The organism is Cellulomonas fulva (assembly GCF_018531375.1).
In the GTDB taxonomy this organism is placed as follows: Bacteria; Actinomycetota; Actinomycetes; order Actinomycetales; family Cellulomonadaceae; genus Cellulomonas; species Cellulomonas fulva.
Genome location: NZ_JAHBOH010000001.1, coordinates 2856815 through 2868708 on the forward strand (window position 1 = coordinate 2856815; position 11894 = coordinate 2868708).

The 11894-nt window shown below is 76.0% G+C and carries 11 protein-coding genes; 1 reads left to right on the forward strand and 10 read right to left on the reverse strand.

Features of this window, described 5'->3' with window-relative positions; genetic code table 11:
* Nucleotides 1–276: 276 nt before the first annotated feature.
* The 8 genes from KIN34_RS12740 to KIN34_RS12775 all read right to left on the reverse strand — a co-directional run bounded on the left by KIN34_RS12740 (nt 277) and on the right by KIN34_RS12775 (nt 9378).
* Nucleotides 277–1893 (reverse strand): amidohydrolase, encoded by a 1617-nt coding sequence (locus tag KIN34_RS12740; protein WP_214351135.1) that lies wholly within the window; start codon nt 1891–1893, stop codon nt 277–279.
* Between the two features lie 19 nt (nt 1894–1912).
* Entirely contained in the window at nt 1913–4813 is a 2901-nt protein-coding gene (locus tag KIN34_RS12745; protein WP_214351139.1) for a DEAD/DEAH box helicase, read from the reverse strand.
* Between the two features lie 49 nt (nt 4814–4862).
* Nucleotides 4863–5777, reverse strand: coding sequence for a diacylglycerol/lipid kinase family protein (locus KIN34_RS12750; RefSeq protein ID WP_214351142.1), 915 nt, complete (start codon nt 5775–5777; stop codon nt 4863–4865).
* Nucleotides 5774–6586: a twin-arginine translocase subunit TatC gene (gene tatC, locus KIN34_RS12755; RefSeq protein ID WP_214352127.1), complete on the reverse strand. Its 813-nt coding sequence runs from the start codon at nt 6584–6586 to the stop codon at nt 5774–5776. The genes KIN34_RS12750 and tatC overlap by 4 nt, the downstream gene beginning before the upstream one ends.
* A gap of 44 nt (nt 6587–6630) precedes the next feature.
* A complete protein-coding gene (gene tatA, locus KIN34_RS12760) occupies nt 6631–6924 on the reverse strand; it encodes a Sec-independent protein translocase subunit TatA (RefSeq protein WP_214351145.1) in 294 nt (97 codons plus the stop codon).
* Between the two features lie 97 nt (nt 6925–7021).
* A complete protein-coding gene (locus tag KIN34_RS12765) occupies nt 7022–7342 on the reverse strand; it encodes a hypothetical protein (RefSeq protein WP_214351149.1) in 321 nt (106 codons plus the stop codon).
* A 13-nt stretch (nt 7343–7355) separates the two neighbouring features.
* Nucleotides 7356–8330: a helix-turn-helix transcriptional regulator gene (locus KIN34_RS12770; protein ID WP_214351152.1), complete on the reverse strand. Its 975-nt coding sequence runs from the start codon at nt 8328–8330 to the stop codon at nt 7356–7358.
* Entirely contained in the window at nt 8323–9378 is a 1056-nt protein-coding gene (locus KIN34_RS12775) for a helix-turn-helix transcriptional regulator (RefSeq protein WP_214351155.1), read from the reverse strand. Before KIN34_RS12775 ends, KIN34_RS12770 begins: the two co-directional genes overlap by 8 nt.
* Before the next feature lie 34 nt (nt 9379–9412).
* Between KIN34_RS12775 and KIN34_RS12780 the strand changes: the two genes are divergently transcribed.
* The gene (locus KIN34_RS12780) at nt 9413–10549 is read left to right on the forward strand and encodes a DUF3866 family protein (protein WP_214351158.1); all 1137 of its coding nucleotides are present in this window, start codon (nt 9413–9415) and stop codon (nt 10547–10549) included.
* A 20-nt stretch (nt 10550–10569) separates the two neighbouring features.
* Here the strand turns inward: KIN34_RS12780 and KIN34_RS12785 are convergent, their stop codons facing one another.
* A complete protein-coding gene (locus KIN34_RS12785; RefSeq protein WP_214351161.1) occupies nt 10570–11007 on the reverse strand; it encodes a PH domain-containing protein in 438 nt (145 codons plus the stop codon).
* Entirely contained in the window at nt 11007–11855 is an 849-nt protein-coding gene (gene hisG, locus KIN34_RS12790; RefSeq protein ID WP_214351164.1) for an ATP phosphoribosyltransferase, read from the reverse strand. Before hisG ends, KIN34_RS12785 begins: the two co-directional genes overlap by 1 nt.
* Nucleotides 11856–11894 lie beyond the last annotated feature (39 nt).

The window sequence follows — 11894 nt, forward strand, 5'->3', positions numbered from 1 at the left end:
ACCCGGAAAACTACCGTGCTGACGAGGGGTGTCAAGACGGCATCGGCGCAGGTGACGGGCCTTGCTGCAGGTCACCGTGGCGGCACGAACCGGACATGCGGCCCGGTTGTCGGCGTGTCGCACAGCGTGTCGGTACGACCCGTCCGGCGCGCCGCGGCGCTCACCGCCCGACCGCCGGCCGACCTCACCGCGGCCGGTCGGGGCGGCCCGCCAGATTTCACCCGCTCGCCGACGCGCGACGCGCTGACCAGGTGCTCGAGGCAAGGATCCGGCGGATCAGGCCATCGCGTCGAAGATGACCGTGCCCGCCCGGACGGTGCGCAGGCAGCGCGGCGGCGGCTCGTCGGCACCCAGCAGCGGGAGCAGCGGCGTGCCCGCCTGGGCGTCCGGGCTCCACGCGGACAGCCGACCGTCAGGCGCCTGCACCGCGAGGTGCTCGGCCCGCCACACCGCCAGGTGCGCCGGTGCCCCGACCCGCAGGTCGCCGGTCTCGTCGTGGCCCGCGAGGCGCCAGCCCCCTCGCGTCGCCGCACGGAACGCCGCCCGTGCGGAGATGCGCTGCTCGACCGCGGTGTGCTCGACGGCCGCCCGCACGCCCGCCCAGGGGTCGACGGGCGTCACCGGGGAGTCGGAGCCGAAGGCCAGCGGGACGCCGGCACCGGCGAGGTCGGCGAGCGGGTTGAGGGCGGCCGCACGCGCCGCGCCGAGGCGCGTCGCGTACATGCTCTCGGAACCGCCCCACGCGGCGTCGAACGCGGGCTGCACGCTCAGCCGCACGCCCAGCAGCACCAGCGCGGCCAGGGTCGGCGCGTCGACCATCTCCGCGTGCTCCAGCCGCACGCCGGTCCGCGCGATCGCGGCGGCGCCCTCGACGTCCACCGCGGCGCGCAGCCCGAGCAGCACCTCGTCCATCGCCCGGTCGCCGATCACGTGGAAGCCGGCCTGCACGCCGGCGCGGGACGCCGCGGTCAGGTGGTTGCAGATCTGCTCCCCGGTCAGGTGCAGGACCCCGTCACCGGGGGCGTCCGCGTACGACGAGCGCAGCGCGGCGGTCCGCGAGCCGATCGACCCGTCCACGTTGAGGTCCCCCCCGAGGCCCGTGAGCCCCGGGACGGCGGCGAGCACCTCGCGCGCGTCGTCGACCGTCACGCACTGCTCGCCGCGGTAGGCGACCAGGTGCGGCAGCCCGCCGGCCGCGTCGCGCGTCAGGTCCAGCAGCTCGACGAGGCCCGCCCGGGTGTCGATGAACGGTGCCGACTGCTCGTGCACCGACACCACGCCCCGTGCCGCCGCCTCCTCGAGCGCTCGGCGGTACAGCCGGGTCCGCCGGCCGGCGTCGACGGTGCGCGCCGCCTCGCGTGCGGCGTGGTGCGCCTCGCGCTCGACCCGTCCGTCGTCGGACCACCCGGCCAGCCGGTCGAGGCCCAGCCGCTCCGCCAGCGAGGTCGAGACGACCGCCGAGTGCACGTCCACGCGGGCGAGGTAGACGGGCGCGCCGCCCGCCGCGGAGTCGAGCTCGAACCGCGTCGGGGGGCGTCGCTCGGGCCAGCGCAGCTCGTCCCAGCCGAAGCCGAGCAGCACGCCGTCACCCGCGCCCCGGTCCCGGGACGCGGCACGCACGGCGGCCAGCGCGTCGTCCAGCGACGCGGTGCCCGACAGGTCGACGGACTCGAGCGCGAGGCCGGTCTCGAGCACGTGCACGTGCGCGTCGACGAAGCCCGGGGTGACGAGCGCGCCGTCGAGGTCGACCACGTCGTCGGCCCGTGCGGCGAAGCCCGCCGCGGTGTCGTCGGCACCCAGCCACGCGACGGTGCCGTCCTCGATCAGGATCGCCTCGGCGAACGGGTCGGCGGGCGAGTGGACGACGCCGCCGCGGTACAGGGTGGAGGTCACGACCGCACGATAGGCCAGGTCACACCGACGAGTACGCCACGACCCCGCGGCGCACGGCGTCCACGGCCCGCGCGGCGGTGCTGCGCAGGCGCTCGTGGGGCGCGGCCGACGAGATCTGGTCGAGCACGTCGATGACCTGCTTGCACCAGCGGACGAAGTCGCCCGCGGTCAGGTCGCTGCCCCGCAGGACCGCGTCGAGGCTGCGGCCGGCGGCCCAGCGGTGGACCGCCTCGACGAGGCCGAGGTCGACGGGCTGGATCGTCTCGAGCCGGTGGGCGGTCTCCAGGTCCTCGAGCTCCGACCAGGCCCGCACCGTCGCGTCGATCGCCACGCCGAGCCGCCCGTTCGGGCCACCGGGGACGTGGGGCTGCGCGTCCTCGTCGCGGCGGGACCGGTACAGCACGGTCGAGACGGCCGCCGCGAGACCCGGCGGGTCCAGCTCGTCCCAGGCCCCCCGCCGCAGGCACTCGGCGAGCAGGAGGTCGTTCTCGGCGTAGAGCCGCCGCAGCCAGCGCCCGTCCGGCGTGACGCGCAGCGCGCCCTCGTCGTCGACGTCGAGGTACCCGAGCTGCGCGAGCAGGTCGCACGTGCGGTCGAACACCACCGAGATGGAGCCGGTCCGCCCCGCGATCCGCCCGACCAGCGCGTCGTGCTCCGCGCGCAGCCGCGACCAGCGCTCCGCCCAGCGCGCGTGGTCCTCGCGCTCGGGGCAGCCGTGGCACGGGTGGGCGCGCAGCGCGCGGCGCAGGTCCTGCACGCGCGCGTCGTCGTCCGCCCGCGCCGCCCGCCGAGGCCGCTCGTGCGGCGCGGGCGCGAGGTCGGCCACCGCGGCGCGCAGCCGGGCGGCGAGGTCGCGCCGCGCGGCCGGCACCCGTGCCTCGAAGTCCCGCGGCACGCGCACGAACCCGACGGTGCGGGCGCCCCGGCCCACGTCGGGCACCGTGAGCCGCTGCACCTGCCGGTCGGTGGTCAGCACCGTCGGTCGCGGACCCTCGAAGCCCGCCTTCGGGCCGGGGTCGACGACGACGACGTAGCCGCTGCGCCGGCCCTGCGGCACCTCGAGCACGTCGCCCGGGCGCAGCCCCTCGAGCGAGCGCGCCGCCTCCGCGCGACGCGCGCCGGCGGCCTGCCGCGAGACGTCCTTCTCCGCCGCGGACAGCTCGCCACGGAGCCGCGCGTACTCCGCGAAGTCGCCCAGGTGGCACTCCATGGCCTTGGCGTAGCCCTCGAGCGCCTCCGTGTGCGCCTGCGCCTGCCGCGCGAGGCCGACGACGCCGCGATCGGCCTGGAACTGCGCGAACGACGTCTCGAGCACCTCGCGCGCACGGTCGCGCCCGACCTGCGCCACCAGGTTGACCGCCATGTTGTACGTCGGGCGGAAGCTCGAGCGCAAGGGGTACAGGCGCTTGGACGCGAGGCCGGCGAGCTGCACCGGGTCGAGGCCCGAGTGACCGAGCACCACGGCGTGGCCCTCGACGTCGATCCCGCGCCGCCCGGCACGGCCCGTGAGCTGGGTGTACTCCCCCGGCGTCACGTCCACGTGCCGCGAGCCGTCCCACTTGACCAGCTTCTCGAGCACCACCGACCGCGCGGGCATGTTGATCCCGAGCGCCAGGGTCTCGGTCGCGAAGACGACCTTGACGAGGCCCCGCGAGAAGAGGTCCTCGACGGTCTCCTTGAACAGCGGCAGCATGCCCGCGTGGTGCGCCGCGACCCCGCGGCTCAGGGCGTCGGCCAGCTGCCAGTAGCCCAGCACCTCGAGGTCCTCCGGGGGCACCGCGGCGCAGCGCTCCTCGACGATCATCCGGATCTCGGCCTGCTCGGCCGGCGAGGTGAGCCGGATCCCCGCACCCAGGCACTGCTGCACCGCGGCCTCGCAGCCGGCGCGGGAGAAGATGAACACGATCGCGGGCAGCAGCCCCTCGCGGTCGAGGACGTCGACGACGGCGAAGCGCGGCGTGGTCCGCACGGCCGGTGCACCGCCGGGCCGGTGGTCGCCGCCCGGTCGTCGTCCCCCGCGACCCCGGTACCCGCGGTCCCCGGGCCCACGCCGCTCGCCGCCGGACCGGTTCGCGAGCAGGCGCCGCAGGTCCGGGTTGATCGGCGGGTCGACGCCCGGGTCGGTCGGGTCCACGTGGCCCGCGTACAGGTCCAGGAGCTCGGCGTTGACCAGGACGTGCTGCCCCAGCGGGACGGGCCGGTGCTCGCTGACCACCACCTCGGTGTCGCCGCGCACCATCGCGAGCCAGTCCCCGAACTCCTCCGCGTTGGAGACGGTCGCGGAGAGCGAGACCAGCTGCACGTCGTCGGGCAGGTGGATGATCACCTCCTCCCAGACCGGTCCGCGGAACCGGTCGGCGAGGTAGTGCACCTCGTCCATCACCACGAACCCCAGGCCGTCGAGCGTCGGCGAGCCCGCGTAGAGCATGTTCCGCAGCACCTCGGTCGTCATGACGACGACGGGAGCCTCCGAGTTGATCGTCGTGTCGCCCGTGAGGAGGCCCACCTGGCCCGGGCCGTAGCGACGCACCAGGTCCCCGTACTTCTGGTTCGACAGCGCCTTGATGGGGGTCGTGTAGAAGGCCTTGCGGCCGGCGCCGAGCGCCAGGTGCACCGCGAACTCCCCCACGACGGTCTTGCCGGCGCCCGTGGGTGCCGCGACCAGGACCCCGCTGCCCCGCTCGAGCGCGGTGCACGCCTCGACCTGGAACGCGTCCAGGCGGAAGCCGAGCTCCTCACGGAACCGTCCCAGCTCGCCGGAGTCCTCCTGCTGCCGCCGCCGGGCCGCCGCGTACCGCTCGGCCGGCGAGGGCTCGTCGGCCGCACGCTGCCGTGCGGCACCCGCCGAGGTGTCGGGACCCGCCCCCGCGGCGCCGCTGGGGTTGTCGGGACGACGACGGTGACGGGAACGGGACGGCACAGGCCCACCCTAGGCACGCCGACGCCCGACGAGCGCGCGACGCACGGCGTCAGACCAGGACGCGCAGCGCCCCCGGGACCACCTCGACCTCGAGCGGCAGCGGGCCGATCCGCTCGCCGTCAGCGAACGCCGGTGGCGGCGCGACGCCGAGCGCGTCGACGGGCTCGATCAGGACGCGCCGCGCCCGTGAGATCCGCACACGCGGGTCCCCGACGTGCCGGCCGCGGTAGATGCCCGGGAAGATGCGCACGACGCCCCGCCGGGTGAACGGGCCGGCGACGACGACGTCGAGGAGCCCGTCGTCGACGCGGGCGTCGGGCGCGATCTGCAGCCCGCCGCCGATCCAGGGGACGTTCGCCACCGCGACGAGCGTGCCCGCCGACTCCCACACCTCGCCGTCGGCCGTGACGCGGTAGCCGAACGGCCGGAACGTGCCGAGCTCCGCGGCGAGCGCGCGCACGTAGCGCGCGTGCCCCCGCGGCCACGTGTAGACGTTGGCCCGGGCGTTCACGGCGGCGTCGATGCCGCACGACAGCACGCCGACGAACCACTCCCGCGCACCGCGCCCGGGTGCGCCGACCCGCACGGCGTCGATGGCCCGGGGCCCGTCCGCCAGCGCGCGCACCAGGTGCTCCACCGCCGCGGGCACGTCGCCGCGCGGCAGCCCGAGCGTCCGTGCGACGTCGTTGCCGGTGCCCGCCGGGACGATGCCGAGCGGCAGGTCGGTGCCCGCGACCACGTTCACGCCGAGGTGCACCATGCCGTCGCCGCCGACCACGACGAGCGCGTCCAGCCCCCGCAGCGCCCCGGCGCGTGCGCGGTCGGTCGCCTGCGCGAGGGACGGGCCCGAGAGGTCCTCGACCTCGAACCCGCGGCGTCGCAGCTCGTCGTGCACCGCGCGGCCCGCACGCCCGCCGCGTCCCCGCCCGGCGGTCGGGTTCACGACGAGGCCGAGACGCGTCACGTGCGCGGCTCCGAGGCGGCACCCGGCGAGGGCTCCGGCGGCGGTCCGGGCATGGTGCCGTCGAGCCGGGGAAGGCCCGCCGCGGCGCGACGCCGGTCGAGCCGGCGGTCGTGCAGCTCGCAGACACCGAGAGCCACGAAGTACAGCGCGCAGATCGGCGCCGCCACGACGATCATCGTGAGGGCGTCGGGAGTCGGGGTCATGACCGCCGAGAAGGTGAACGCGATGACGATCGCCCACCGCCAGCCGCGCCGCCACGTCTCCGCACGTCCGACGCCCGCGAAGTTCAGCGCGACCATCAGCACCGGCAGCAGGAACGCCAGCCCGAACGCGAGCAGCAGCCTCATGACGAACGACAGGTACGTCTGGGCGTCGATGAGGTTGGTGGCGCCCTCCGGGGTGAACTCCGTCAGCAGGCGCACCGCGTTCGGCAGCGCCCAGAAGGCCAGCGCGGCACCCGCGAGGAAGAGCGGCACCGCCGCGGCGAGGAAGCCGACGGCGTACCGCCGCTCGGACCGCGTCAGCCCCGGGGTGACGAAGGCCCAGAGCTGGTAGAGCCACCACGGGCTGGACAGGAACACGCCGAGGAACAGCGAGACCTTGATCTTCATGTCGAACGACGTCGCCACGCCCGCGAAGTTGATCGCGACGACGGACCCGCGCTCGTTCGCCACGTCCTGCAGCGGCTGCTGCAGGAGCTCGAACATCGGCTCGTACAGGAACCACCCGACGACCGCGCCGAGCACGAGGCCCAGGGCGGCGAGGAAGAGCCGGTGCCGCAGCTCGAGCAGGTGCGCCCGCAGCGGCATCCGGCCGCCGGGATCGCTCCCGCGGCGCTTGCCGGCCACCCGGGTCAGGCGGTGGTGCCGGTGCCGCCCTCCGCGGGGCGGTCGGCAGGCGGCGTCGCGGGCGCCTGCGGAGCGGGCGCGGGTGCCGGGGCCGGGGTCACGGGCGGCGCCGCGGGAGCGTCCGCCACGGGTGGCAGGGGCGCCGTGGCGGGCGGGTCGTCACGCAGGTCCTTGACCTCGTTCTTGAAGATCTTCATCGACTGGCCCACGCTCTTCGCCAGGTCGGGCAGGCGCTTGGCGCCGAACAGCAGCAAGATCACCACGAGTAGCACCACGACGTGCCAGGGCTGCACCCTCATGTCGGCCTCTCCTCCACAGCGGGGTCGCACGATCCTAAACCGCTCCGCGGGCCTTCCCGGACCGGCCGGCCCGTGCCGCGCACCGGATCCGTCGGCGTCAGGTCCAGAACGCGCGCCAGCCTTGGGCGGCGTCGAGCACCCGCACCGCGCGGCGCTCCTCGCGCTCGGTGCGCAGCCGGTCCCGGACGTCCCGCAGCTCGTCGCGGTCACCGAACAGCGTGGGACCGGTGTCCGGGGCGTTCTCGCGCGCGAGCCGCGCCAGCTCGTCGGCACGGTCGGCGAGCACGGCCAGGACCTCGCTCGCGCGGCCCAGCTCGCGCCCGAGCGCGAGGGTCGAGCGCCACAGGCGCCGCCCGAGGAAGAACGCGCCGGCGAGCGTCCCGAGCACCAGGACCGTCCAGAGCAGGAACCACAGCATCGCGGTCAGCCTCTCATGCGTCCCGCGGGTCCACCGCGAGGGGGCCGTACGCCGCGAGCGTCGCCCGGGCGGTGGCGGCCACCTCGTCGGCGACGCCCTGGGGGTGGATCGCGAGCACGTCGTCGGCCGCCTGCAGCACCAGGTGACGCAGCCAGGCGTGGCTGACGACGCGCAGGTCGACCTCGAACGAGCCGTCGTCGAGGTTGCGCACGTCCTCGACCGGGCTCGTCTCGGCGATCCACCGGGCGCGGCTGCGCAGGCGCAGCGTCACGAGGTCGCCCTCGGGTCCGGGCAGGAACTCGCCACCCGTGACCTCGTGCCGCTCCGCGGGCTCGTCGAGCACGCGGGCGGCCAGGATGCGGTCGACGCGGAACAGCCGCTCCCCCTCGACCGCGTGGCACCACGCGAGCAGGTAGGAGCGGTCGGCGTCCGTGACGAGGCGCACCGGGTCGACGTCGCGCTCGGACGCGACGTCGGCCGCGTTGACGTACCGCAGGTGCAGGCGGCGCCCGTCGCGCAGCGCCTGGGCGAGCGCGGCCGCGACCGCCGGCTGCGCGGCGAGCGTCAGGGTGACGTCGACCGTGCCGGCCGCGTCGCCCACGGCGGCGGTGAGCTTGTGCAGCGCGGAGCGGACGACGGCCGCTCGCTCGTCGTCCAGCGCGCCCGCGAGGCCCGCGTCCAGCGCGCGCAGCGCGGCCACGAGCGCGACGCCCTCACGCGCGCTGAGCCGCAGCGGGCGGGTCATGTTGCGGGACTCGGTGAGCCGGACCACGCCGCGGTCGAGCGCGAGGGAGTCGAAGTCGATGAGGTCGTACGGCAGGTAGCCCGGCGTGCCGGTCACCCAGAGCGTGTCGACGTCCGCCATGACCTGGCGCGGTGTCACCCCGAACTGCTCGGCGAGCTGGTCCACCGACGCGTCCTCGTGCCGGTCGAGGTACGCGATCATGCCCAGGAGCCGCACCACGCGGTCGCTCGCGCGCTCAGCCACGGGCCACCTCCGGGTCCGACGAGCCCCCGCGCGGCGCGAGCCCCGTCGCCTGCGCCAGCATCCACAGCACGTGGTCGCGCACCTCCGGGGGGTCCAGCACCAGGACCGCGTCGCCGTACCCGACGAGCTCCTCGGCCAGCTCCCAGGCGTTGCGGTACCCGACGTGCACCACGTCGCGCCCGGCGAGCAGCCCGGCCGTGCCCTCGTCGTCCCGCAGCCGCGCGAGGAGGTCCGCGGTGTCCGGCGGCGGCGTGACGGCGCGCACGCGCGCGGCCTCGGCACGCTCCGGGAGCAGCGCGAGCGTCGCCGTCCGCGCCGGACCCTCGCGCCAGGCGGCCAGCGCCGCGTCGACCTCCGCCTGACCGGGCGGCTCGAACGCGCCGGGCGGGCCCACGGGCCGCACCGCGCCCTCGATGCGGCTCAGCCGGTAGGAGCGGCTCGCTCCGCGGTCCAGGTCGCGTCCGACCAGCACCCAGCCACCGCGCCGGGCGAGGAGCTGCCACGGCTCGACCCGGCGTTCCCGGACCTCGCCGGTGTTCGCGGCGCGGTACGTGAAGCGCACCGCCTGACGCTCCTGCGCGGCGTCCAGCAGGGGCGCGAACGCCCCGCCGCCGGAGCGCACGCGCGGCGCCAGGCCGGCGACCAGGTCGGTCTCCCCCGGCCCCTGCCCGACCGCGCGCAGCTTCGTCAGCGCGCGGGCCGTGTCGCCGCGCATGGTCCGGTCCTGCCACGTCTGCGCGGCGAGGGTGAGGACACCGAGCTCGGCCGCGGTCAGGTCGATCGGGGGCAGCGCGTAGGTCTCGAGGTCGATCCGGTAGCCGATGTCGTCGCCGTGACCCGGGTCGGTGACCGTGACCAACGGGATGCCGAGCTCGCGCAGGGTGTCCTTGTCCCGCTCGAACATCCGCTCGAAGGACTCGTCCGACGGCGCGTCGGCGTAGCCGGCGACGGAGGCGCGCACCTGCTCCTTGGTCATCCGCCCACGGGAGTTCACCAGGGCGATGAGGAGGTTGAGGAGACGCTCGGCCGCGTCGATCTGGGTGACCATCACCGCACACCGTAGTGGCCGGTAGCGTGGAGTGGTGATCAGGTGGCGCGCAGGGGTCGTGGAAGAGGTCGGCGCCTCGTGGCCCGGCGCCGTCGAGCTGGTGGTGGCGCTGGACGAGCCGTGGTCGGACCCGACCCTCCCGGCGCGCGTGAAGGCCCTCGCCTACCCCGCGCTCGTGGGCGAGCTCGGCGTGGGTCGGCGCGTCCTGCTCAACGTGAGCGCGCTCGCGCGGGGGCTCGGGACCGGCGGGTACGCGCTCGTCGTCGCGCCGGGCGACGGCCGACCCGCCGACCCGCCTGGCCGGCGGGGCCACCTCGTCAAGGCGCGCTACACCCCGCTGCAGGCCATGGTGCTGGGCGTCGACGACCAGGAGTCGGAGCACCACGAGACGCTGCGTGACGCCGATGACCTCGAGGGGATGCCGGTCGTCGTCGCGGACCTGCACTCGGCACTGCCCGCGATCGTCGCCGGCACGCGGACGGCCGCCGCACGGGCGGGCCGCACCCCGCCCTCGGTGGCGTACGTCATGACCGACGGCGGCGCGCTGCCCGCCTGGTTCTCGCGGGCCGCCGCCGGCCTGCGGGAGGCCGGGTGGATCGACGCGGTCGTCACCGCGGGCCAGTCCTTCGGGGGCGACCTCGAGGCCGTGTCCGTCCACACGGCCCTGCTCGCCGCACGGCACGTGCTGCGCGCGGACCTCGCGGTCGTCGTCCAGGGCCCGGGGAACCTGGGCACGGGCACGCGGTGGGGCTTCTCCGGGGTGGCCGCGGGCGAGGCCGTGAACGCGGCGGGCGTCCTGGGGGGCCGCCCCGTCGCGTCCCTGCGCGTCTCCGGCGCGGACCCGCGGGAGCGGCACCTCGGGATCTCGCACCACTCGCTCACGGCCTACGGCCGGGTCGCGCTGGTCCCCGCGGACGTCGTCGTGCCGACCTTCGACGTGGACGACGACGAGCTGACCGCGCTGGGCCGCCGCGTGCACGCCCAGGCCGTCGCGCTCGGCGAGCCGCACGGCCGGCACCGCCTGGTCGAGGTGCACGCGGGTGCGGACCTGCGGTCGGCGCTCACCGCCTCGCCGGTGCGGCTGTCGACCATGGGCCGGGGGCTCGAGCAGGACCCGGCCGCGTTCCTCGCGGCGGCCGCCGCCGGGGTCCACGCGGTGTCGCTGCTCTGACCCGCGGGCGTCGCGTGCGGTCAGTCGTCGGGCAGGCCGCGGGAGCGCGCGGCGACGAGCGTCGCGAGCCGGCGCGCCTCGGCGTTCGCGCGCTCACCGTCGGCGCGCTGCACGCCCATGACGGCGAGCGTGTCGCCGTCGGCGAGGTCGAGCTGGACCCACGGCCGGTCGCCGAACCGCACGGAGACGATCTGCTCCCACTGCAGGTGCGTGGTGACCAGGAGGTTGCGGACCGTGAGCCCGCGCTCGTCGGGCACCGCCGCGACCGAGGCCTGCCGCCAGCAGAACCACGCGATGAGCAGACCCAGCAGCACGAACCCGGTGCGGTCCAGCGCCGTCAGGTCCGGCATGAGCGCGACCAGCACGCCCGTCGCGGCGAGCACCAGGACGACGAGCGCCCACGCGACGATCCGGGCGAGGTGGGGCCGGAACGGCCGCAGCGCCGGGTCCGCGGGCATCAGATCCGGCAGGCGTGGATCGAGGTCACCAGGATCGCGCGCGCGCCCAGGTCGTAGAGCTGGTCCATCACGCGGTTGGTCTGGTCGCGGCGCACCATCGCGCGCACCGCGGCCCAGTCGCGGTTGTGCAGCGGGGAGACCGTCGGCGACTCGAGCCCCGGCGTGACCGCCACGGCCGCGTCGACGAGCGTGAGCGGCACGTCGTAGTCCATCAGCACGTACTCGCGCGCCGTCAGGACGCCCTGCAGGCGGCGCGTCAGCACGTCGAGCCCGGCCGGCACCGCGACGTCGGAGCGGCGCACGAGCACGGCCTCCGAGCGCAGCAGCGGCTCGCCGAAGATCTCCAGGCCCGCCGCGCGGAGCGTCGAGCCCGTCTCCACGACGTCCGCGATCACGTCGGCCACGCCGAGGCGGATCGCGCTCTCGACGGCTCCGTCGAGCCGCACCACGCCGGCCGGCTCGACGCCGCGGTCGCCGAGCACGGTGCGCACCAGCACCGGGTAGGACGTGGCGACGCGCTGCCCGGCGATCTGCGCGACGTCGGTCATGGTGCCCGCCGTCGTCGCGAACCGGAACGTCGACCGCGCGAAGCCGAGCGGCAGGTGCTCGACCGCCGCGGACTCCGAGTCCAGCAGCAGGTCCCGGCCGGTGATGCCCACGTCGACGGTCCCCGCGCCCACGTACACCGCGATGTCCCGCGGCCGCAGGAAGAAGAACTCGACGTCGTTGTCCGGGTCGGGCAGGACGAGCTCGCGCGAGTCGCGGCGCTGGCGGTAGCCCGCCTCGCGGAGCATCTCGACGGCGGGCTCGGACAGGGAGCCCTTGTTGGGGACGGCGATGCGCAGCACGGGGATCCTTCGGCGGGGACGTCGGGACGGGCTCGGAGC